This window comes from Bartonella sp. CL71SXKL (assembly GCF_042194935.1).
GTDB lineage: Bacteria > Pseudomonadota > Alphaproteobacteria > Rhizobiales > Rhizobiaceae > Bartonella.
This window is the reverse complement of sequence record NZ_JBHINI010000005.1, coordinates 80,901-104,529: the sequence shown is the minus strand read 5'-3', so window position 1 is coordinate 104,529 and position 23,629 is coordinate 80,901. Positions and strand designations below refer to the sequence as shown.

Annotated in this window: 21 protein-coding genes and 1 pseudogene; 17 read left to right on the top strand and 5 right to left on the bottom strand. The window is 37.3% G+C overall.

Annotation, left to right across the window (positions count from 1 at the left end):
* Nucleotides 1-135: 135 nt before the first annotated feature.
* From ACFILA_RS04205 to edd, 10 genes are all read left to right on the top strand, one after another.
* On the top strand, nt 136-261 hold the full coding sequence (locus tag ACFILA_RS04205; RefSeq protein ID WP_375660715.1) for a hypothetical protein: 126 nt from the start codon (nt 136-138) through the stop codon (nt 259-261).
* A gap of 495 nt (nt 262-756) precedes the next feature.
* On the top strand, nt 757-891 hold the full coding sequence (locus ACFILA_RS04200; protein ID WP_375660714.1) for a hypothetical protein: 135 nt from the start codon (nt 757-759) through the stop codon (nt 889-891).
* Nucleotides 891-1,100, top strand: coding sequence for a hypothetical protein (locus tag ACFILA_RS04195; RefSeq protein ID WP_375660713.1), 210 nt, complete (start codon nt 891-893; stop codon nt 1,098-1,100). Before ACFILA_RS04200 ends, ACFILA_RS04195 begins: the two co-directional genes overlap by 1 nt.
* On the top strand, nt 1,078-1,542 hold the full coding sequence (locus ACFILA_RS04190; protein WP_375660712.1) for a hypothetical protein: 465 nt from the start codon (nt 1,078-1,080) through the stop codon (nt 1,540-1,542). The genes ACFILA_RS04195 and ACFILA_RS04190 overlap by 23 nt, the downstream gene beginning before the upstream one ends.
* Nucleotides 1,543-1,678: 136 nt before the next feature.
* Nucleotides 1,679-1,975 (top strand): class I SAM-dependent methyltransferase, encoded by a 297-nt coding sequence (locus ACFILA_RS04185; RefSeq protein ID WP_375637537.1) that lies wholly within the window; start codon nt 1,679-1,681, stop codon nt 1,973-1,975.
* A gap of 455 nt (nt 1,976-2,430) precedes the next feature.
* Nucleotides 2,431-3,858, top strand: a complete 1,428-nt coding sequence (locus tag ACFILA_RS04180; RefSeq protein WP_273790377.1) for a glutamine synthetase family protein — start codon at nt 2,431-2,433, stop codon at nt 3,856-3,858.
* 11 nt (nt 3,859-3,869) lie between these two features.
* Nucleotides 3,870-5,153, top strand: coding sequence for an NAD(P)/FAD-dependent oxidoreductase (locus ACFILA_RS04175; RefSeq protein ID WP_375637536.1), 1,284 nt, complete (start codon nt 3,870-3,872; stop codon nt 5,151-5,153).
* Between the two features lie 120 nt (nt 5,154-5,273).
* Nucleotides 5,274-6,746: a glucose-6-phosphate dehydrogenase gene (gene zwf / locus ACFILA_RS04170; RefSeq protein ID WP_375660711.1), complete on the top strand. Its 1,473-nt coding sequence runs from the start codon at nt 5,274-5,276 to the stop codon at nt 6,744-6,746.
* 10 nt (nt 6,747-6,756) lie between these two features.
* Nucleotides 6,757-7,509 carry a 6-phosphogluconolactonase gene (gene pgl / locus ACFILA_RS04165; protein WP_273790379.1) on the top strand — a complete coding sequence of 251 codons (753 nt, stop codon included), beginning with the start codon at nt 6,757-6,759 and terminating at the stop codon, nt 7,507-7,509.
* A 56-nt stretch (nt 7,510-7,565) separates the two neighbouring features.
* Nucleotides 7,566-9,389 carry a phosphogluconate dehydratase gene (gene edd / locus ACFILA_RS04160; protein WP_273790380.1) on the top strand — a complete coding sequence of 608 codons (1,824 nt, stop codon included), beginning with the start codon at nt 7,566-7,568 and terminating at the stop codon, nt 9,387-9,389.
* 65 nt (nt 9,390-9,454) lie between these two features.
* Here edd and folD read toward each other — a convergent pair whose 3' ends face one another.
* Nucleotides 9,455-10,354, bottom strand: a complete 900-nt coding sequence (gene folD, locus ACFILA_RS04155; protein ID WP_273790381.1) for a bifunctional methylenetetrahydrofolate dehydrogenase/methenyltetrahydrofolate cyclohydrolase FolD — start codon at nt 10,352-10,354, stop codon at nt 9,455-9,457.
* 314 nt (nt 10,355-10,668) lie between these two features.
* Between folD and ACFILA_RS04150 the strand changes: the two genes are divergently transcribed.
* Nucleotides 10,669-12,549: an AsmA family protein gene (locus ACFILA_RS04150; protein ID WP_375637517.1), complete on the top strand. Its 1,881-nt coding sequence runs from the start codon at nt 10,669-10,671 to the stop codon at nt 12,547-12,549.
* 315 nt (nt 12,550-12,864) lie between these two features.
* Here the strand turns inward: ACFILA_RS04150 and ACFILA_RS04145 are convergent, their stop codons facing one another.
* Complete coding sequence (locus tag ACFILA_RS04145) at nt 12,865-13,008, bottom strand: hypothetical protein (RefSeq protein WP_273790383.1); 144 nt, start codon at nt 13,006-13,008, stop codon at nt 12,865-12,867.
* 235 nt (nt 13,009-13,243) lie between these two features.
* Here ACFILA_RS04145 and ACFILA_RS04140 point away from each other — a divergent pair, with 235 nt between their 5' ends.
* Together ACFILA_RS04140 and ACFILA_RS04135 are read left to right on the top strand one after the other, a co-directional pair.
* Nucleotides 13,244-13,987, top strand: a complete 744-nt coding sequence (locus ACFILA_RS04140; protein WP_375631008.1) for a 16S rRNA (uracil(1498)-N(3))-methyltransferase — start codon at nt 13,244-13,246, stop codon at nt 13,985-13,987.
* 68 nt (nt 13,988-14,055) lie between these two features.
* Nucleotides 14,056-15,429: a glutamate--cysteine ligase gene (locus ACFILA_RS04135; RefSeq protein ID WP_273790385.1), complete on the top strand. Its 1,374-nt coding sequence runs from the start codon at nt 14,056-14,058 to the stop codon at nt 15,427-15,429.
* A gap of 985 nt (nt 15,430-16,414) precedes the next feature.
* On the opposite strand, the pseudogene ACFILA_RS04130 reads toward ACFILA_RS04135, so the two are convergent.
* Nucleotides 16,415-17,000 (bottom strand): annotated as a pseudogene (locus ACFILA_RS04130) (type ISP restriction/modification enzyme); the annotation flags it as partial.
* A gap of 796 nt (nt 17,001-17,796) precedes the next feature.
* Here ACFILA_RS04130 and ACFILA_RS04125 point away from each other — a divergent pair.
* On the top strand, nt 17,797-19,152 hold the full coding sequence (locus ACFILA_RS04125; RefSeq protein ID WP_375637515.1) for an L-cystine transporter: 1,356 nt from the start codon (nt 17,797-17,799) through the stop codon (nt 19,150-19,152).
* A 7-nt stretch (nt 19,153-19,159) separates the two neighbouring features.
* Here ACFILA_RS04125 and ACFILA_RS04120 read toward each other — a convergent pair whose 3' ends face one another.
* Entirely contained in the window at nt 19,160-20,038 is an 879-nt protein-coding gene (locus ACFILA_RS04120) for a methyltransferase (protein ID WP_375631010.1), read from the bottom strand.
* A 196-nt stretch (nt 20,039-20,234) separates the two neighbouring features.
* Between ACFILA_RS04120 and ACFILA_RS04115 the strand changes: the two genes are divergently transcribed.
* Nucleotides 20,235-21,020: a ComF family protein gene (locus tag ACFILA_RS04115; protein ID WP_375660710.1), complete on the top strand. Its 786-nt coding sequence runs from the start codon at nt 20,235-20,237 to the stop codon at nt 21,018-21,020.
* A 47-nt stretch (nt 21,021-21,067) separates the two neighbouring features.
* Nucleotides 21,068-21,322 carry a glutaredoxin 3 gene (grxC, locus tag ACFILA_RS04110; protein ID WP_273790389.1) on the top strand — a complete coding sequence of 85 codons (255 nt, stop codon included), beginning with the start codon at nt 21,068-21,070 and terminating at the stop codon, nt 21,320-21,322.
* 20 nt (nt 21,323-21,342) lie between these two features.
* On the opposite strand, the gene ubiG is transcribed toward grxC, so the two are convergent.
* The gene (gene ubiG / locus ACFILA_RS04105) at nt 21,343-22,086 is read right to left on the bottom strand and encodes a bifunctional 2-polyprenyl-6-hydroxyphenol methylase/3-demethylubiquinol 3-O-methyltransferase UbiG (protein ID WP_273790390.1); all 744 of its coding nucleotides are present in this window, start codon (nt 22,084-22,086) and stop codon (nt 21,343-21,345) included.
* Between the two features lie 189 nt (nt 22,087-22,275).
* Between ubiG and ACFILA_RS04100 the strand changes: the two genes are divergently transcribed.
* Complete coding sequence (locus ACFILA_RS04100; RefSeq protein ID WP_375660709.1) at nt 22,276-23,532, top strand: aspartate kinase; 1,257 nt, start codon at nt 22,276-22,278, stop codon at nt 23,530-23,532.
* Nucleotides 23,533-23,629 lie beyond the last annotated feature (97 nt).

Below are 23,629 nucleotides of genomic sequence, written 5' to 3'. Positions count from 1 at the left end.
ATACCGAAGCTGATCCGGTTAACGCCGATCTCACGGGCAGCATAAAGTTTATCACGTGTGACGCTCTTCGGTTTGCTTTCCAGTGTAAATTCGGCTAAGGAAGAGAGCTCAAATTCAGCATGCAATACTTTTCCGATGTGGCGGATATTATCTGCGGACAAGAGTGACGGTGTGCCGCCCCCCTATATAGATGCTGCGGATGGGCCCTCTAAGCGAGCGAATGAAATTTCCTTTGGTTCTGATCTCTGTGGTAAGCGCTGACATATAAGATTCGATTTGCTTAACGTGCTTGTAGGCCCCTTTCTGAAAGGGACAGAAGGAACAGATGGTTTCGCAAAAGGGAATATGCAAATAAAGAGAAATGGTACGCGCTTGTGGAATCTGCTTACTTTGCGCTAGTTTATTAAAGTCTAGGTAATCGTAAAATTCATTTGAAATAGTGCGAAATAACGGATATGTGAAGTTGTAAATCGTCTTGAGTTGGTCGAACTTCACAAAAGGATGATCCACGAGTTGCATAGCTTACCTCCCCCAATTTCTTAATTCGCACTATATTATTGACGGGCGACTGGTGACCCAATCACCCGAGTGTATTACCAAAGATTTTCACGGAACATAATGAATCCCCCTTTTGTAGAAGTTATATGTATTATACATATAACTTCTTATATGAACAGGCGAGCTTGTTTAAGAGGCAATGTAAAGATAAAAATATAAAAGAACTTTCTCTTGCAGCCTTATGGTCTGATATTGTAATTGGTATCCTGTTTTACGTGGTCGGGCTATGAATGCCTAGGGCGAGAAAAAGCAGGGTATTTTAATGGACGTGCGGGGCATCATTGTTATGTTGCTGGGACTTGGAATTTGCGTCTGGTTATGAAATATCATTAGTGCAAAAAGATGATTTTAAAGGTAGATATATATTTTTTGATATCCCTGTAAAACTTCGAGAAGAGATAGAATTATCTATTAGAAAACATATAAATGTCCAGTGTGATAATATTATCGAATTACATGACATCATCGCTCTTGCCCGCCATTTTGACATATTGCCTAAAATCTCATTGAGATTGTGCCATGTACTGGCAAACGGGGGATAGATCGCGTTTTGGTATGACTGCGGCGGAGTCACGTGCCGCATTATCTTTGCTAGAATCCAATAGGATTAGGCTTAATGGGGCGCCTTTGCATGTGGGCTCTAATTTGAATTCGACTGAGTTAATAGTATCCACCTTAACTAAGGCTGGAAAGGATATTTACGCATTGAAGGATCAAAAAAGTTTTATCAGTCTAGGCGGGGGATATCCGACTTCCACAGCATTCTGCGATGCCGTGACGATCAATGACGAATACTCTCGTAAAATTTATGAGGCATTATCACAATTGGGTTGTGATTTACATAAGCTTACGGTAATTATTGAATCTAGGCATATTATATCTGAAGATTATGGTTATTTATTTTCTATAAGAGAGCAGAGTGGTACGAACTTAATTACAATCTGGGCTCTGGGGATGTGTACTCAATCTGCACAGTATCACTAGGTCATAAGTCAAAGTATGTGAAAGCAACTGATACAAAAAAAAATTACGATGGTGGAAGATCGACGATGAAGGACTTTAGTTCAAAGGAAATTGATATTATTGTGTTCTCATATCCTGATTTTTTGGCTTTTTAGATATAAATAACACACCTCCTAGTGGGCTGGAGACTATCAAATGTTGGATCACGCATGGCGCAATTAGCAAAAATTCCTATCTATTGGATTTGGTATGCTCTACTGGATTCTCAGCTCTAAATATTGTGTGCGAAGTGCAATGTCAAGCGGTGGAAATTGATATAAGTGCAGAGTTTGTACCATTCGCTCAGAACAAGGTTGATAGCTCTGTTATGCAGGCGATGGTTAAGTTTCATGTCGGAAATGCTGAGCGTATGTCTTATCCTGAAAATACATTTACGCATATTATGGCAGGGTGAGTGTTTGTAAGCACAGCTGTAAAGGCTACTCACCATGACTAGGGTGTTTACTTCTATGTGGATAACAATAGAGTTACAAAACTTGCTTCATATTAAAAGAAAAGTTTCCTTTCTTTTAATTAAGCATTGCGACAACCAAAAGGAAATTAAATATCTCGCCTTTATTATTCTCACCAATGTTTGCTTATATATGATTATTTGAATCGGAATTAGTTTACGTACAATATGGTATTTCTCGCTGTTTTATATAAGGAGAAGGTTAGCACCGATGTATCGCGTGCAATATCATTTTTTTCACTATGGTGATAGGATAGCTTGTTGAGCGTAAAGTTCTTTTACCTTGATGGATCTTATAGTATTATTCAAAATATCAGTTGATAAATTTTTTTCGTGTCGTTTATGCATGGGCTGATACAATAAGAATAGGACTTGATTGTTTTTAAAGTTGGTATGTTATGGATGTAAAAAATGGTAAACAAACGAAAAGTAAGAATTTTAAACCTGTTTCTCGTTTTCTCAAAAGTTTACGTGGTGTGCACAATTGGGAACAAGTTTCACAATGGCTTGCTTTCCGTAAGGTAGAGGATATTGAATGTATTACGCCTGATCAAGCAGGGGTACCACGGGGCAAGATGATGCTTTCTAAAAAATTTACATCGGAAACATCATTGGCATTGCCTTCAGCAGTTTTTATGGCAACAATTTCAGGGGATTATCCGGAAGATGGTCATGGTTTTGAATATCCTAAAGCAGATGGTGATTTACGCCTTGAGCCTGATCTTTCTACGTTAAGCATTGTTCCATGGGAAGATGCTCCTACGGCACAGGTGATTTGTGATCTTGTGTATCAAAATGGTCAGGTTGTGGATTACACACCACGCAATGTTTTACGAACGGTGGTTCACTTTTACACAAAAATGGGTTTAAGCCCTGTTGTTTCACCAGAAATTGAGTTTTATTTGGTACAAAAAAATCCCGATCCTGATTATCCGTTAGTTCCACCGGTTGGTCGTTCTGGACGTTCAATTGGTGGTGGACAGGGGTATTCCATTGCTGGTGTGAATGAATTTGATGATTTGATTGATGATATTTATCAATTTTCAGAGGCACAAGGATTGGAAATTGATACCCTCATTCATGAAGAAGGAGCAGGACAGTTTGAAATCAATTTACGTCATGGTGATCCTATTGAATTAGCGGATCAAGTTTTTATGTTTAAACGAACAATTCGTGAAGCAGCACTAAAACATAATATGTATGCAACTTTTATGGCAAAACCCATTCAAGGGCAGCCGGGTTCTGCTATGCATATTCACCAATCGGTTGTTGATAAGAAAACCGGTATGAATATTTTTACACAGGAAAATGGTGAAGAAAGTATCTGTTTTCGCCATTTTATTGGTGGATTGCAAAAACATATGCCAGGGGTACTTGTGATGCTTGCACCTTATGTGAATTCTTATCGACGTCTTGTTCCTGATAATTCGGCTCCTGTTAATTTGCGATGGGGATATGATAATCGTACTACAGCTTTTCGAGTTCCCCGTTCTGCTCCTCAAGCGCGGCGTGTTGAGAATAGACTTCCTTCATCAGATGCGAATCCTTATTTAGCCCTTGCTGCTTCTTTAGCGTGTGGTCTTATTGGTTTGCAACAAAAAATTGAGCCGGATGAGCCAGCGACAAATAATGTAAACGCTGATAATATTGAGTTGCCGCGTGGACTCATTGAGGCAGTCAATTTGTTTGAACAAGATACAGTGATACGTGCTATTTTAGGGGATGTGTTTGTCAGTACTTATGCTGCAATCAAACGCCAAGAATTTGAAACTTTTATGGAAGTAATCAGTCCGTGGGAGCGTGAATATCTCCTGCTGAATGTTTAAATTTTATGACGATGATTGATTATAATTCAATTTCTCCAGGAATTTCTTGGTATGAAGATGCTTTAAGAGAACGTCCATCGTATCCTTCTTTTTGTGAAAACAGACAGTGTGATGTGGTCATTATTGGAGGCGGATTTACGGGTCTTTCGGCTGCTTATCATTTAGCCAAAGCTGGAGTAGATGTTGTTTTATTTGAAGCATCACGTTTTGGTGATGGTGCTTCAGGGCGCAACGGTGGACAGCTGGGAACAGGGCAACGGCAATGGGTAGAAACATTAGAAAAAAAGTATGGTTTTGAGCGAAGTAAGGCTCTGTTTGATTTGGCAGAAGAAGCTAAAAGAGATATTTTAGCTTTATGCGCAATGCCTAATTGTCCGTGTGATTTGATAGGAGGACAGCTTTCTGTAACTCATAAAAGGCGTGAGCTTCTCTCTTATCAACGGCATATTGAGGCGATGCAGCGTTATGGCTATCACGCGCTTACTTTTATGGATAAGGCTGAAACATTTGAGCGACTTGGATCAACTTTTTATTGTGGTGGTATTTATGATGCGGATACCGGTCATATAAATCCCTTAAAATTGATTATTGGGTTGGCAAAAAGAGCACAAGATGCTGGTGCTAAGCTTTATGAGAAGTCACAAGTAACGACCGTAAGGCGCAAGGGAGCACATTGGAAAGTAATAACAGAAAAAGGCAGTGTAACAGCAGAGCATGTTTTACTTGCAACAAATGGGTATAAACTTGGTCTGGAGCGTTTTATTGAAAAAAATATTGTTTCTATTCGCTCTTATATTGGAGCAACGGACCCATTACCAAAGCATAGTTCAATTCTTATAGGGGGGGAATCGGTTGATGATTCCCGTTTTATGGTTCGCTATTTTCGCAAAAGCATTGATAATCGTCTCTTATTTGGTGGTGTAGAAAGTTATGATAATAAGCATCCTCTAAATTTAGATGAACGTATAAAACGGCAAATTGTTGAAATTTATCCTCAATTACATTCTATCAATTTAAGCCATCGGTGGGGAGCAACGGTTGCCATCACAGTTGAACGCATGCCTTATGTTCGCCAAATTTTTTCAAGGATGACTTATTGTGGTGGTTATTCAGGGCATGGCGTTATGCTGGCTCCTTTCGTGGGAAAATTATACGCAGAATGGTTAACTGGAAAATATGAACGTTTTTCCTATTTCCAAGACTTAAAGATTTCATCTTTTCCGGGGGGAAGAGTTTTGCGTTATCCGCTTATATTTTTAGCAATGCGTTGGTTTTCTTTATTGGATCGCCTTTAATGGAAACATTGCTTGAAATGAAGAAAATTAATGGCTTATTTAGTATCTGTCTGCTTTAATGATGAAAGCTTTTATAAGTGATATGGGATTTCATAATCGAATAGAAAAATAAACAAGTTCATGGTGCGTAAAATTATTCCAGTTTCTTCCTTTGATTGTATTGTTTTTGGTGGCAATGGTGATCTGGCGTTGCGCAAGCTTTTGCCGGCTTTGTATCATTGTCAGTGTGCTGGGCAATTCAGTGAGCCAACACGTATTATTGGGGTTTCGCGCACTTCCTTAAGTCGTGAAGAATATCAAAATTTTGTCCGCAATTCTTTAGAAAAACATATCCATCCAAAAGATCTAAATTCAACAGAACTCAATCGTTTTCTTGCACGTTTAACTTACGTTTCTGTTGATGTTTCCTCAAATCGAGGGTGGGAGGATTTAGCCCTCCTTCTGTCACAAGATTCAGCGGATATTCGAGCTTTTTATTTGGCTGTTGGTTCGTCACTTTTTGCTGATATTGCGATGAAGTTGGAAAAAAATGATTTGGTGACACCACAAACACGGATTATCATTGAAAAACCAATTGGTTGCGATGTAAAAACAGCGGTTTCACTTAATGATGTATTTGCAAGCGCCTTTAATGAAGAGCAGATCTTTCGTATTGATCATTATCTTGGGAAGGAAACTGTTCAAAATTTAATGGCATTGCGGTTTGTTAATACACTTTATGAACCGCTATGGAACTCCAATTATATTGATCATGTTCAAATAACCGTTGCTGAATCTTTAGGGTTAGAAGGGCGTACAGAATATTATGAAAGCACTGGTGCTTTACGCGATATGGTTCAAAACCATATGCTACAATTACTTTGTTTGGTTGCGATGGAAATACCATTTACCAACAGTGCTAATGCTGTGCGTGACGAAAAACTTAAAGTTTTACATTCTTTAACACCGCTTGATGTCCATAATGTAGGGCAGCATACTGTACGTGGGCAGTATCTTTCTGGTCTATCAAATGGTATATCTGTAGAGTCTTATTTTGATGATTTGGGAAGAGTGAGTAAGAGCGAAACATTTGTAGCCCTTAAGGTTAAGATTGATAACTGGCGTTGGGCTAATACGCCTTTTTATTTACGAACAGGTAAGCGCATGTTCACGAGAATGTCTGAAATTGTTGTGGTTTTTAAACCTATTCCTCATAATATTTTTAATGTGGATTTAGATGAAATTTTTTCTAATCGGCTTGTAATTCGTCTCCAACCTGATGAAGGTGTAAAACAATGGTTGATGATTAAGGATCCAAGTTATGGCGGTATGCGGTTTCGTCACATTCCATTAGACATGAGTTTTGCTTCCGCATTTTCTGAACGTAATCCTGATGCTTATGAACGTTTATTAATGGATGTTATTCGTGGAGATCAAACACTGTTTATGCGTCGTGATGAAGTTGAGGCTGCTTGGCGTTGGATTGATCCAATCATTGAGGGGTGGGAAGTAATAAAACAGCCTGTTCACAGTTATAATGCTGGTTCGTGGGGGCCGTCTGCTTCGATGAGCCTCATGGAACGTGATGGGCGTATATGGAACAATTTAGTTTAGAGCAATAAGTATGTATAGAATGAATATTGACCGTTTAGATTTTGAAACCCCTCAGACTTTAGCCTTGGCATTGGCAGATCGAGTAGCCGCAGAGCTTAGTGTATCTGTTCTTGAGCGCAAGAGAGCAGTTTTAGCGGTGTCTGGTGGTAAAACACCAGCATTGTTTTTTCATTATTTGTCAAAAGCGGATATTGATTGGCAAAATATTATTATCACTTTGGTCGATGAACGTTTTGTCCCTACACACGATGAACGTTCAAATGAACATATGGTACGGTGTCATTTGTTACAAAATTTTGCCGAAAAAGCACGTTTTGTAGGGCTTTATCATAAAGCAATTACTGCTGAACTTGCTGCTTTTTCAGCGGCGAGTCGTGTTAATACTTTGCCTAAACCCTTTGATGTTGTTGTTTTAGGAATGGGGCAGGATGGACATACGGCTTCTTTTTTTCCTGATGCTGATCGTTTAAAGCAAGCGCTTGATTTACGAACACAAGCACTTGTTTTACCCCTTCATGCTAAGAGTGCTGTTGAGCCAAGACTCTCACTAACTTTGCCAGTTATTATGCAATCTCGTTGTATTATTCTCCATTTTGAAGGTTTTCAGAAACGCGATTGTTTTGAAGAGGCTTGTCAAGACGGGTCTGAAATAGAAATGCCTATTCGGGCAATTTTGCGTAATTCCCCTCATCTCGTTCAGGTTTATTGGTCGCCTGCAGAAAATGAAATAAGTGAATCAAAATATGCGACACAAGGTGAATAAAAACGTAATCTCTCTCAATGAATGAGGGGCAGCAACAATGAAAGGGGGAGAGAAATATGGCACTTTCCAAGACAATTGCCACAGTTACACGAAGGATTTATGAACGGTCTCAATCAACACGAGAAATTTACTTAGATCGTATTGCAAAAGCACAAGTTCATCGCCCCAAACGGAGTTTTTTAGGATGTGCCAATCAGGCGCATGGCTTTGCTGCTTGTGGTGCAATAGATAAAGAGCGTTTGAAGGGAAATATTGTTGGGAATATTGGCATTATCACGGCATATAACGATATACTTTCAGCGCATCAACCTTTTGAAAAATTTCCTCACTTAATTAAAGAGTCGGCCCGTATGGTTGGTGGTGTTGCACAGGTTGCAGGTGGTGTTCCCGCGATGTGCGATGGTGTTACGCAGGGAAATGCGGGGATGGAGCTTTCCCTTTTTTCGCGTGAAGTAATTGCAATGGCGACAGCTATAAGCTTATCACACGATGTCTTTGATGCAGCATTGTATCTTGGGGTGTGTGATAAAATTGTACCAGGTTTATTGATTGGTGCACTAACATTTGGTCATTTACCAGGAATTTTTATAGCAGCTGGTCCCATGACGAGTGGTCAAGGTAATGATGAAAAAGCGAAGATACGTCAACTTTACGCGGAAAATAAAATAGATCGCCAAACACTTCTAGCATCAGAAGCACGTTCTTATCATGGGCCAGGAACATGTACATTTTATGGAACAGCTAACTCTAATCAGGTGATACTGGAGATGATGGGGCTTCATATGCCTGGAGCTTCTTTTATTAATGCTAATACACCGTTGCGTGATGCTTTAACAAAAGAAGCTACGAAACGTGTACTTGAAATGACAGATCTTGGTGATCATTATAGTCCACTTGGTATGATCATTGATGAGCGTTCTTTTGTGAATGCCATTGTAGGATTAAATGCAACAGGAGGTTCTACCAATCATGCGATTCATTTGATTGCTATGGCTGCTGTTTGCGGTATTAAATTGACATGGCATGATATTGCAGAAATTTCATCCGTTGTGCCTCTTTTAGCGCGCATTTATCCTAACGGTTTAGCAGATATTAACCATTTTTATGCTGCGGGGGGAATGGGATTTATTATTCGCGAGCTTATCGAGGCAGGCTTGGTCCATGAAGATGTTTCTACGGTTTTTGGTAAAGATCTCAATGCTTATGCAATTGAAGCAAAGCTTTCTGCTGATGGTCATGTGGTGCGTGAAGCGGCTCTTAAGGAAAGTGGTGATCATAAGGTGTTAGCAGGGTGGAGAAAGCCATTTCAGTCTGATGGTGGTCTTCGTGTTTTATCAGGAGATTTGGGAACAGCTATTATAAAAGTTTCCTCTGTTAAACCAGAGTATTGGCAGATTAAAGCACCAGTCTTTGTTTTTAATGATCAAGAGGAACTACAAAAATCTTTTAAATCTGGAGTGTTGCATAATAAAGACTTTATCGCTGTTATTCGCTATCAAGGACCAAAAGCCAATGGTATGCCAGAGCTTCATAAATTAACGACCATTTTAGGCGTTTTACAAGATCGCGGTCAAAAGGTAGCATTGATAACCGATGGGCGTATGTCAGGAGCGTCAGGAAAAATTCCTGCTGCCCTCCATGTGACACCAGAAGCAGTGGATAATGGCCCCATTGCACGTTTGCAGGATGGTGATATTGTTTTTCTTGATGCTCATGAGGGTAAATTAACTCTTTTGGAGGATTTAGCAAAATTTAACGCGCGACAAATCATACCTCCAGATCTTTCAAAAAACGAACATGGTGTTGGACGCGAACTTTTTCATGTTTTTCGTCAATCCGTTAATCGTGCAGATCAAGGGGCATCTGTTTTTATGACATGAAAAATGCAAAAATAATAAGCTGAATCATATACAATGAAACCATATACAAGGAATTGTTACAATTCTTAGAATTTTGGTATAGGCAGATTGTGTGATCGCGCAGCAGCTTTGAGTGTATTAACCATAAGCATGGCAATTGTCATTGGTCCAACGCCTCCTGGAACAGGGGTAATCGCAGCAGCTTTTTCTTTTACGTTTTCAAAATCGACATCACCAACAAGACGTGTTTTCCCTATACCTTTTTCTGGTGCAGCAACGCGGTTAATACCGACATCAATAACAATTGCACCATCTTTTATCCAGTCTTTTTTAATCATTTGTGGACGGCCTACAGCTGCTACTAGAATATCAGCGCTTCGACACACATCATCAAGGTCACGGGTACGACTATGGGCAATTGTCACAGTAGCATTAGCTGCTGTTAAAAGGGCAGCCATAGGTTTTCCAACAATATTAGAGCGTCCAACAACGACAGCATCAAGTCCAGATAAATCTTGCCCACAATGTTGTTCAATCATCATCATGGCACCAGCTGGAGTGCAGGGAATAATTGCATCTTCAAGTGCATTTGCCGCGAGTTTTCCTACATTAATATAATGAAAACCATCAACATCTTTTTGGAAAGCAACGGCTTGTGTTATGCGATTTGTATTCATATGAGCAGGGAGAGGCAGCTGTACCAAAATACCATGAATTTTGGGATCAGAATTTAATGTTGCAATAAGTTGAAGGAGTTCTTTTTCTTGTGTTTCTTTGGAAACGGCATGTTTGATTGAAAGAAACCCACATTCTTCGGCTTTTTTATTTTTTGAGGCGACATATACTTGACTTGCAGGATCATCTCCAACGATAATAACAGCGATACTAGGTTGTATATTATAGTGATGGCGGAGCTTTGCTGTTTCGGCCTTAACTTTCACAATAATCTCTTCAGCAAGTTTTTTTCCGTCGATAATATTATTCATTCAGAGATCCTTTCGGTAAGGCTGTTTGTTTTTTTGTAAAGCATTTTCTAATAATACGATAGAGTTTTATAGCAATATTCATATGCGAACAGTAAGAATGGTTTTATAATGTTGTGGATTTATAGTTTTGAAGACTTTTAAATAATTGCTTTATAAAGAAGCAGCAACATTGCTGTTTGAATAAATTTTGGATAAAGAACAAAAATAATGAAGATACAAAGTGGATATAGTGAATTATAGGGTTATAAAAACTTTTTATGATCATTTAAGTTTGTTTTTAATCTGTTATAGGGGGATAAGTATAGAGGGATATTGTGCGCATCAGAATAATAAAACTTTTGAGCGGAATTTTTATTACAATTATCTTTTTATTGGGAGTGGGGATTCTCGTTTTACCTTATCTTATCTCTACAGATGCGATTCGTATTCGTTTAGCGCAGGATTTGAGTGCATGGACGGGTTACAATGTGCAATTGCGTGATCCACCGCGGTTACATCTTTTTCCTTATCCTAAAGCATTTCTTTCTGGCGTTACTTTAACATCAAAAATGGATGATGTTGCGCCATTAATGGAAGCTGAATCAATAGAAGTTGATCTTTCTGTCGTCGATCTTCTTTGGGGACATATTTCTTTTTCAGAGACGCGGATTATGCGTCCTCAATTTGTTATGGAAAAGCCTGTTAAAACAATAGCAGATTTTTTTGATCGGTTTTCTCGCTCACAAGGTGCATTAGGGTTGGCAATACGTAATACGCGTGAAATATTAAAACATAATCCTGAACATCCAGAGATAGAGCAACTTTTAAAACAACCTTTTGGGCGGATTGTCATTAAAAATGGTGTTCTTGTGTATCACGATAGTTTTTCAGGAGCAGCAGAAAAAATAACAGGATTAAATGCAACTTTAGATTGTCCGAAATCAACTCAGGAAGTACGGTTACGCGCAGATGCGCGTTGGCGTGGAGAATTTACAAAGTTATCAATTGATGCTTCTCAAGCATTGTTGCTTCTTGCAGGAGGCAAAAGTCATATTAGGGCAAGTCTCAATTCTGTACGTGGGGGAATAACTTTTACAGGAAAGGCTCGGTTATCTGAATATTATATTTTTGACGGAAAAGTATCGATGCGTTCTCCTGGATGGAATCAGACATTGTCTTGGGTTGGTGGAAATCAGTTTTGGGGACATAAATTAAAAATACCCATTGTATGGGAATCTCATTTTTTAGCGCAGCCAATGCATATCCAAATGAACAATGTTACATTTACGATGGGAAAAGCCAATGCGCGAGGAGCTTTAAAACTCGATTTTCAAGATTATGTACCAAATGTCATGGGCTCTTTAGCTTTTGATAACCTAGACCTTAGCCTCTTGAGTTCAATATTTTTTTCAGGCAAAAAGAAAAATGCCTGCTTTGACATGAGAACTTTTGATCGTATTGGCGTGGATATACGACTTTCTGCGCCACAAGCTAAAATAGGAAATATTTCACTCACAAATTTAGCTGCTGCAATACAAATAAGAGATGGGCATGGTATTTTTGATCTTGGACATGCTAATATTTTTGGTGGATCCGTGCAAAGTAATATTGAAGTTACGTCAGCTGGACAGAGAGTGCGTATTGGAGGAAATATTTCAGGCGCTTCTATTGATATGCAGGAGACTTTAGAAACCTTGGGATTTATTCCATTTATACAAAGCAAAACGAATTTTACTGCAACGGTACGAACACTTGCTGATTCTTGGCCAGAAATTTTCACGAAAATGCAGGGTGAATTAACACTGAAGATGTCTTCTGGTCGGCTATTAGGGTATGATCTGAATGAATTACAAACAAGACTTTCAAATAAACAACAATTTCTTTTAATGAATAATGATACTTTTTCAACAACATTTGATCACTGGGATATTCAGACAAGCTTTTCAGAAGGTATGATGAAGGTGACAGAGTCATTAATGCGTACAGCAGACTTGAGCTTATCCATTCAAGGAACCATTGCAGCTGCTATTGCGCAAGGGAAGCAAAATGAACTGATATTACAGGCACAACTAGACAAAAACTATAGATCAGAAACTTTATGTAAAGACGTCCAATGTCTTGCTAATAGCCTTGCATGGCCTTTTACATTTTCTCTAAGCTCTAAAGGACAAAATCATGGTAATTTTTGGGTTACAAAAGACATTGACGCAGATTGAGTATCGTTTTTCATCTGTATAATATTCTATCCTATAATGGTAATTCGTTTTTTTGCAACTTAAAATTGTCTTTTAAATTTAAATCAGAGCTCCCATTATCGAAAGATTCTCTCATTTTAAGTCCGTTCGTCGTGAAGCAGTAAAAACCGTCCTCTCCGTCATAATAAATGTGGTTGATATAGATAAATGACTGAAGAGAAGAATAAAAATCCTTCTTATGGAATCTCTCAAATACAAGTGATTCATAATATTGATGCAAATCTCAGAAAAGTTGCTAAAAAACATTAAAATTTTAAGGAGGATGTTGGCCAGTGCTTATTGAATCGCAGAAGAAATACCATAGCCATCTTTGGTAATTGTATGCTTCCCGTCTGCTCCAACAGAACCAATTCCCACTGTAATCAAAATAAAGGCTAAGAGGGTTGTAATCGTAATAATTGTAGCTTTTTTAGCAGACATATTTTTCCTCCACGGATGCATCAATGACTGAATGCAAAGATGAATGGTGCATTATTTAAACTTTTATGAAAGCAGAATCACTTAAGGATCTATAAGTTCCTATTATTATCTCATAAAGCTAAAAAAACTCTATAATTCTTTAATATATTATAGTTCTATAGATATAATTTTTTCTTTTTGCTATATATTTTTCTTCATTTTCTCGATGACGATAGTGAGCTTTGGCAAAATTTTTATGCGCATAAATTATAAACTTAAAAGATTATTTATCAGACAGACATTGGCTTTGAATGAAGAAATAAAGATAGAGGGGGCACAAGCTTCTTATCTTGTGCATGTTTTGCGTATGAAAGAAGGAGCAGAAATTTTACTTTTTAATGGACAGGATGGTGAGTGGCTTGCTAAACTTATCGCTATTAAGAAAAAATTTGTTGTGGTTCAGCTTATCCATCAAGAAAGATTACAAACGACGCATTCCAATCTTATTTATTGCTTTTCTCCACTCAAAAACGCGCGGTTGGATTATATGGTGCAGAAAGCTGTTGAAATGGGGGTGTCGATTTTGCAGCCTGTTATGACGCATCATACGCAGGTTACGCGTATCAATATGGCGCGTATGGAAGCCAATGTTATTGAAGCTTCTGAACAGTGTGGAATTTTATCTCTTCCTGAATGCGTCTCTGCTCTATCATTAGCAGAACTTTTAGCACGGTGGGATAAGACACAGCCTTTATTCTTTTGTGATGAAGAGCATAAATCGCATAATCCATTAGCTTCTTTTAAAAAGCGTGACGTTACAACACCTGGTATTCTTATTGGACCGGAAGGTGGCTTTAGTGAAGAAGAGCGGAGCTTTTTAAAAAAACATCCTTTTGTGGTTCCAATATCATTAGGTCCGCGTATTTTACGCGCTGACACTGCCGCTGTTGCTGCTTTGGCTCTTCTTAATGCTACCGTGGGGGATTGGGCAATGGATTGAGAAATCTGTAAAATCATTCTAAACAATTCATTTAAGATGATGATACCAATTATAGGATACGATGAGTTATGGCGCTTGATATAACTGATGAAAGTGAAATTTATAACTTAGATTCTTTGGTTAGCTATTTCCAAGGGGGGTATAAAGCAGAAGATGATTGGCGCATTGGTACAGAACATGAAAAATTTCCGTTTTATAGAGATGGTTTTCACCCTGTTCCTTATGAAGGAGAGAGGGGAATCCGAGCGCTTTTAGAGAGGATGCAAAGCGCCTTAGGATGGAAACCTATTTTAGATGAAGAGAATATTATTGGGCTCGTAGGATCCGTTGATCAGGGAGCCATTTCTTTGGAACCTGGGGGACAATTTGAATTATCTGGTGCACCATTAAAATCAGTAGGCCATACATATTACGAGTTGATGGAGCATTTAACTCTTCTCAAAAAAATTGCAGAACCATTGGGTATAGGTTTTCTAGGTCTTGGAGCTAGTCCAAAGTGGACTTTAGCTGAAACGCCGCGAATGCCTAAATCACGTTATCAGATTATGACTGATTATATGCCTAAAGTGGGGTATAATGGTCTTAATATGATGTATCGCACATCAACAGTTCAGGTTAATCTTGATTTTTCATCTGAAAGTGATATGCGGCGAAAAATGCAAGTGTCCATGAAGCTACAGTCCATTGCAACAGCATTATTTGCAAGTTCACCTTTTACAGAAGGGCGCCCAAATGGCTTTTTGTCGTGGCGTTCTGAAATTTGGCGTAATACGGATAATCAGAGGACAGGCGTTCTTCCCTTTATATTTTCTGAGCGTTTTGGTTTTGTTGATTATGTTGAATGGGCCCTTGATGTTCCAATGTATTTTGTTGTGCGTGATGGTCGTTACTATGATTGTACACACATAACGTTTCGTCAGTTTATGAATGGAGCATTAAAAGGACAAGTTGCAAATTCAATTCCAAACATGGGAGATTGGATTAATCACTTATCAACGTTATTTCCTGAAGTCCGCTTAAAAAGATTTTTAGAAATGAGGGGAGCTGATTGCGGTTCTTGGAAGCGCATTTGTGCGTTGTCGGCTTTTTGGGTTGGGCTTCTTTATGATAGGGAAGCACTTAATGAGGCAGAGGCTTTGACAAAAGATTGGTGTTTTGAAGAAGTTTTAGAGTTGCGCCAACGCGTTCCTAAAGAAGGGTTAAGAACTCCTTTTCGTCAAACTATTCTTTTAGAGTTAGCACGTCAATCTCTCGCTATTGCTCGCAAAGGCTTAAAAAATCGCAAACAGTATGATACGAATGGTTTTGATGAAACAAATTTTCTTAATCCTCTAGAAGAGGTTGTTGCAATGGGACAAACAGATGCTGAAAAATTTTTGTCCCATTACTATTCTATTTGGAATGAGTCGGTAGAACCTTTATTTTTAGAATGTGCCTATTAAATTTGAAGCAAAGATACTTCCTACTTTTTTAAAAATGCATATAACCGTGGTGGTTCATTCACTCATTTGCTCTAGAGAGCATATCCTACCTTGCTTTTAACATTTCTCATAACGGAAAGGATACAATACAAAAATCTCTTGGGCAGTGTGATTTTTATACCCAATAATATCACGATATTTCCGTAATCGTAATGTTGTCCTTTTGTACTAAAGATAGTTCATAAGAGATAAAGCTTATTATCAAACATTTTTTATTCACTTGGCTCATCTACTTATGAATAGGTCTGAAAATAATATTTTTCACTTTTAAAAGGGATAAAAAAATATAATTTGCGGTTAATAGTCAATTATTATAATTCAATATACGATGCTTATATGAAAGAGCATTTTATTATACAAAAATTATGATATCAATCTTTCAGTGCGCTAAAAAGACAGTAGAAAAAATACCGATAGATCTATGTATGTATAACTCAAGCTTATTTTTATAGAAAAAAGAAATATATTATATAAATAGATAGAAATAAAGATGATAATATATAGAATGAATGTGTTAATTACATCATTAAATATTAATAAATAAAAATATTATCTTCATAGGGTTATATGAAATTATAAGCTATTCATAGATAAGAAATAACTATTTGTATGCAAAGGGGTTATTATATTAAAATACTATTATTCTTGATAAAGATGAAAGAGATAAAGAGATTGAGCTTGTAACGAATGAGTGTTTGAATACGCATAAAAATTCAAAAAAGAACAACATTTCTATAGCAGAATAATTTTTATCAGTATGAGCGCAATTTATTATAGACGATTAATTATCTCCCATATATTGTAAATTTACTTTAAAGCTTCTTTTAATGCTTTATAACTGTACTATTCATAAAATTTATAATATTTGTAGGCTTAAAGCCTCTCATTTTAATCATATACCCTCAGTCTTTTCCATTGTTTTCATTATCTAGAAATTTGTAACCGCCTTTGTTATGCTCTCACTAGGATAAGCAGCTTTAAAGTGCATCCGTAATGGCATCACGCCTCTGTAAACCAGCTGTTGTGTTTTCTTCTGTAGAATTTGTAAATAAAAGGGACTGTTTCTCATCACGATCAGTTACAGAGATTCAACGTTTTTATAAAGATACCGTGGAAAGCATTGACCTGTATCTATTGCATCTATATTAGGCAAATTCTTAGCTATCAACACAGAAAAAACGCTTCGTGCTCCTATGCCTATAATTTGTATTACTCTATTTTCTACTACTGGCACCATAGGGAATATATGTGGTATCTGAAAACTCCATCATTGAAGATACAACTATAATAAAGCCATTGTCGTGTAAAAGGGCGATACGAACTTTGCGTGAGGCATGCCTCTTCAAATTCAAAAACCTTCCTCTTATTAGTCCTTGCTTAATATTATAACTCCAACTTATCTTTTTTTGTATCTAAAATGACAAAATTATCTACAGCACGTGCACGTGTTGTTCGATCAGCATATGAATAGGTATCGTTAAAAGTTTTACTGCGCTATTATAAAAAGCAATCATATTATTTATATTTTCTGCTCAAGCTCCGCCCTTCAATGTTTTGACAACTCTTGCATTAAGACGTTTCATAAGAGGTATTTCTACTCCTTTCTTATACCTTTTTATCCACATACCTGCCCTGCTTGTGACGTGCAAGCAAATGATTTTGATTGATTCAAGATAAACAGGTTTGAAATGAGAGAATCTTATGTGATTCGGGACTCTCATTTAATATGCAAACAGTAAATTATAATTATAAATCAACATGTTGTCTTTCAAAACCTTTTTATGACTATAAAAAGAATTTTGAAAAATAAAAAAGCTTTCATTGAGAGCAAAGAAAGAATGTATAAAAGGTATTTTCAATAAAATAATTATACTTGAAGTGCTGATCAAAGCTATTGAGAGTGCAGTCCATAAAATGAGCAGAAGTAGCTTGTTGGTGTATTTTCTAGAAAAATCATGAATGTTCGATTGTTAATTCATCTTTTCTTGGAAAGCTCGCTTCAGTTCAAATAGCAAAAGAGAGTGGTAAGGACATTTATAGGATAAGATACGCTGGAATTATTCAGTATTAAGATGCAATGAATGTTGTTTATATTTTTCTTATTTAACTATTTTATAAGAGCATAAATTTAAAGAATAAGAAAATAATTTTATTTATTTTCTTTAAACAGTTATTAGTAGATAAAAAATTCTCTTTTAATCTATAAATTAAAAAAATAATGATTTTGTAAAAGCCTTGTAAGCTTTATAGATTAATTTTAAATATCATGCATTGATTTTGAATTATGCAGATTATTTATGTCAACCATAATAATAGTGAGCATAGACAATGACATTTAATTTTTTCGTCAATTTATTTCTATTTGTTATTTTTTTATTATTGGTTTCTCAAAGTAAGAAAATGCAATGGAGTCTTTCACTACGTGTTATGCTATGGCTTATCCTTGGCTTGATTTTTGGAAGTGTTTTGCAGTTTATTTATGGAGAGGGTGAAAGCACTTTATTGAAATCCGTTGAATGGTTTAACATTGTCGGTGAAGGCTATATTTTATTGTTGCAAATGATTGTTATGCCACTGGTTTTTATTTCTATCGTTTCAGCAGTTGCTCATTTACATTCTGTTTATGCTGTTGGAAAGATGAGTATAATAACAATTTCAATATTGCTTTTTACAACGGCTCTTTCAGCATTGGTTGGTGTGCTTGTGGTTAATTTTTTTGGATTAACAACCGAGGGTTTGGTGCATGAAGGGCAAAATGTTTCTGCTCTTCTTGAAGGTCATATTTCTAAACTTGGAGATATGAATATACCAAAGATGATTTTGTCTATGATTCCTAAAAATCCATTTGCTGAGTTGAGTGGAGCTAAACGTACGTCAATTATCAGTGTTGTTATTTTTGCGTCATTTTTAGGTGCATCGGTTCTTCTTTTAAAGAAAGATGAGCCAGAAAAAGGAGAAAAAGCGCTTTTATTTATTCAAGTGGCACAAGCTTGGATTATGCGGTTAGTCCGTATTGTGATTGCTTTGACGCCTTATGGTATTTTTGCACTTATGACGAAAGTAGGAGCAATATCGCGTATTGCAGATATTTTAAATTTACTGGTTTTTATTATTGCTTCTTATGTCGGTATTATTTTAATTTTTGGAATTCATGGTGTATTGCTTGGTATTTCTGGGATTAATCCCTTTCGTTTTTTCAAAAAGGTTTTACCAGTTTTAACATTTGCTTTTAGCAGTCGTTCAAGTGCTGCAAGTATTCCTTTGAATATTGAAGCGCAAACACAGTGGATAGGTGTACCACAATCCATTGCGAGTTTTGCAGCTTCTTTTGGGGCAACAATTGGACAAAATGGTTGTGCTGGTCTTTATCCAGCGATGCTTGCGACCATGATTGCACCCTCTATGGGTATTAATCCTCTTGATCCTACTTGGATTGCTACGCTTATTGGTGTTGTAACATTGAGTTCTATTGGTGTTGCTGGTGTGGGGGGAGGTGCTATTTTCGCTGCATTGATTGTGTTACCAATTATGGGGCTTCCTGTTACTTTGGTTGCTGTACTTATCTCTATTGAACCGCTAATTGATATGGGACGGACTGCTCTAAACGTGAGCGATTCAATGATAGCTGGAACGGTCACTAGTCAAATATTACGGACAACAGATAAAAGTATTTTAAAAAAATAATTTTAGGTTATATTTTTTTTGGCTGTAAAACATCTGTAAGAGATATTTGCGCTGAACCAGGTTGTAGGGGTTTTTGTTGGTTGGGATGAGGAGCCCAACCAGAGAGCCAGATGAAAGAAAAATGTGCACGAATACGTCCATCAGGATCACTAAATTGTTGTGCATAGATTTCAGCTGCGCGGAGAAAAAAACGTTTGGATACAGGGCGTCGTGAACGATTGATGAGTGCATTTTGCATTCCCATAGCTTTAAGATCGTGCATAAGGTCAAACATTGTATTATAACGTATTGTGATATCTTCAACGTCTGCTACAGGCAGGGCAAAGCCAACACGCTGTAAAAGAGCGCCTGCATCACGAATGTCGGCAAAAGGGTAGATCCTAGGGCTTGCTCCACCATAAATTTCACTTTCAGCTTGCAGCAGGCTTTCCCGCAATTCTCTTAATGTACCAGCTCCTGCCATAACAGCAAGAAATAAGCCATCTGGTTTAAGGGTATTTTTTATCTGGCTTAGAACACCAGGGGTATCATTGGTCAATTGTAATGAAAGAAGTGAAACAATAAGGTCACAGTAACTTTGAGGTAAATCAAGAAATTCTCGATGACGTAAATAGAATTTTTTATCATGGCTTTGATAAAGCGTATCGGTTTCAATGCGTTCTATGGAACAAACTTTTCCAGATTTCATTAAAGCTTGCGCAGCAAGGTCTGTATGGCTGTGTAAATCAAGAGCTAATGTAAAGAGGCGATCAACAGTGCTAAGGCGTTTATAGAGATCTTCTGCCATGTGAGAGAGTAAAAAGTCACATCCTTTTTTTGCTTTTTGAAAGGCACGTTTTCGGAATTGTTCAATGCGGTTATGATCAAAAATTAAAGGATGCGACATATTGTGGAACACTTTCGATCTATGAAAGAATATATTTTGAAAAGGTTCATTATTTGTGCAAGCTCTGTCAAGTTTATAATATGAAAGAAAATAAATTTATAGAAGGTAAGAGTTTTTAAAGGAATTAAAATTATAAATTGAGGAAATACAAAGGAACTTTTGTTCTGAGGGAAACTTGTAAAAGCCTAAATTTATAATGTTGTATTTTCGAGAAGCGGCGTTAAATAGCGGGGATATACTAAGTAAGTTCGTTGAACGCTTGAAAACGATGCTTTATCCACCAATTTGTCCTGGATGTAAGCAAAATGTTTCTACTTATGGTACGATTTGCTCCGAATGTTGGAAAGACCTTCAATTTATCACGAAACCTTATTGTCCTGTTATGGGGACTCCTTTTGTTTGTGATATGGGGGATGGTTTTCTTAGTGGTGAAGCACTCCGTAATACTCATCCTTTTTCACGTGTTCGCTCAGTCATTGTTCATAAAGGGCTTGCACGAACTTTAGTAACGCGCTTAAAATATGGTGATCATATAGAATTGGCATTATTTATGGCCAATTGGATGATGTTTGCTGGACGCGAGGTTATTGATGATTGTGATGTTATTATTCCCATTCCATTGCATTTTCGTCGTTTTTGGGAGAGGCGTTATAATCAATCTGCTGAGCTTGCACGTTATATTGCAGCATCACAAAAAAAGCTTTTAAAACCGAGTTGGCTTGTTCGTTGTCGGCATACCCGTCCGCAGGTTAGTCTTTCTTCAAGAGAGAGAAAACTTAACGTAAAAAATGCTTTTAAGGTTTCGCATAAAGTTAAAAAATATCTCAAAGGATGTTCTGTTTTGCTGATTGATGATGTATTTACAACAGGTGCAACAGTTACAGCAGCAGCTGCTGCATTAAAAGATGCAGGTGCACGACAGGTTGATGTGCTAACATTTTCGCGTGTTCTCAAAGAAGATTCTATTTTTCCCTCTTCTTAAGAGGAATTTAAAGTGAATATTATTAAAAAATATTGGAGGATAATACTATGAAAGAGATAATAATTTATACACGCCCTAACTGTCCTTATTGTACAAAAGCACGTGATTTGCTTAATAAAAAAGGCGTAAAGTATACAGATATTGATGCTTCCACATCCCTTCGCCAAGAAATGGTACAGCGTGCAAATGGACGTAATACATTTCCACAAATTTTCATAGATGATTATCACGTTGGCGGTTGTGATGATCTTTATGCTTTAGAGGCTGAGGGAAAGCTGAATTCTTTATTACAAGGCATATAATATTTGTAAATTACATATCCTTACGACCTTTTTGCGAGAAGGAGATAGTTAACACCCATGTCTTTTGAGCGATTCCAGCTGTCGTTTAAAGGGTTATAAGTAATACCTATCTCATCAATGACAGTCAGAGCGTTTTTTGATAAGAAATTTTTAAGTTCTAGAGGTTTTAGGAATTTTTTATAATCGTGGGTTCCTTTAGGAAGCCAACGTAGAATATATTCAGCGCCTACAATAGCAAGCCCCCATGCTTTCCATGTGCGGTTGAGTGTTGAGACAAACATCAACCCTTGTGGTTTCAACATTTTTGCTGTAGCTGCTATGAAGAGATTAACGTCAGCGACATGTTCAACAACTTCCATATTAAGGATAATATCAAATTTTTCTCCTTCATTGGCAAGTACTTCTGCTGTCGTCGTGCGGTAATCAATGGAAAGGTCATTTTGAGCAGCATGGGTTTTTGCGACTTCAATATTTGTTTGTGCAGCATCAACGCCTACAACCATAGCACCAAGACGTGCCATTGGTTCAGATAACAAGCCTCCTCCACAGCCAATATCAAGAATTTTCAAATTGTGAAAGGGCGTAAGTGAAGAAGGGTCACGATTAAACTCTAAACAGATTTTTTCTCTGATGTAAGCAAGGCGTGTTGGGTTAAATTGGTGAAGAGGTCGAAATTTTCCTTGTGGATTCCACCATTCTGTAGCAATACGTGAAAAGTGATCAATTTCACTTTGATCAATAGTTGTTTGTGTTTCATCGATCATGTTGCCTTCCTTTTATTTTTAATGATCAGGTCAAGTAGATTTTATACAAAGTCAAGAGAAATTAATATAATCATAATGAAACTTGCACAAATGATAGATATTCGCTATGTCGAGAAAATGGTTAGTTGATACAGCATCTAATTCTCATTACTGTTTGAGATAAGAGATGTAAAGGTAAGAGTGTTATTAATGGCGCGCATTGTCATGAAATTTGGTGGAACATCTGTAGCAAACATTGAATGTATTCATAATGTTGCACGGCATGTCAAAAGAGAGGTTGATGCAGGCAATGAGGTTGCCGTTGTCGTATCTGCGATGGCTGGTAAAACAAATGAACTTGTTCAGTGGACGAGTGATGCTTCCTCCATGCATAGAGATGCTCGTGAATATGATGTTGTGGTTGCTTCTGGTGAACAGGTTACTTCAGGATTGTTGGCTTTGACACTTCAAGAAATGGGGGTGAATGCACGTTCATGGCTTGGTTGGCAAATTCCTATTCATACAGACAATGCGCATGGCCGTGCACGTATTACTAATATTGATGGATCTTTTTTAATCGAGTGTTTTCAGGAAGGTCAGGTTGCCGTTATTGCTGGTTTTCAGGGGTTAGCTCCGGATAACCGGATTTCTACCTTAGGGCGTGGGGGATCAGATACAAGTGCTGTTGCTATAGCCGCTGCTGTACAAGCTGATCGCTGTGATATTTATACGGATGTGGATGGTGTTTATACAACGGATCCACGTATAGAACCGAAAGCGCGTCGTTTACCAAAAGTAGCTTTTGAAGAAATGCTAGAAATGGCTTCTCTTGGTGCAAAGGTTTTACAGGTTCGTTCTGTTGAATTAGCAATGGTTCATAAGGTTCGTACCTTTGTGCGTTCAAGTTTTGAGGATCCTGATGCGTTAGGCATGGAGGATTCAATAAGTTCTTCTGGAACACTTATTTGCGATGAGGATGAAATTGTGGAACAACAAAATGTTACTGGTATTGCTTTTGCCAAAGATGAAGCACAAATTTCCCTTCGTCGGCTTGCCGATCGTCCAGGGATTTCGGCAGCAATTTTTGGTCCCTTGGCTGAAGAACGCATTAATGTTGATATGATTGTGCAAAATATTTCTGAAGATGGCTCAAAAACTGATATGACTTTTACTGTACCATCATCAGATGTAGAAAAAGCCGTTACACTTCTTGAGAAGAATCGCAAAGAAATTGGATTTGATGTTCTCCAATTTGAAGGCGATCTCGCCAAGGTATCTGTGATTGGTATTGGAATGCGTAGCCATGCAGGTGTTGCCGCTACAGCATTTAAGGCTTTGGCTGAAAAGGGTATTAACATTCAAGCAATTACGACTTCAGAAATTAAAATTTCTATTTTGATTGATAGTGCTTACACTGAACTTGCGGTTAGAACATTACATGCTGTTTATGCTCTTGATAAGGGATAAGTATTTTTTAGTTTCAATAAAGTTTCAATAACATAAAGCTTTAATATATGTTAATAATTTTTGTTAAGAACAATTTATATTTTTAACTTAAATAGAA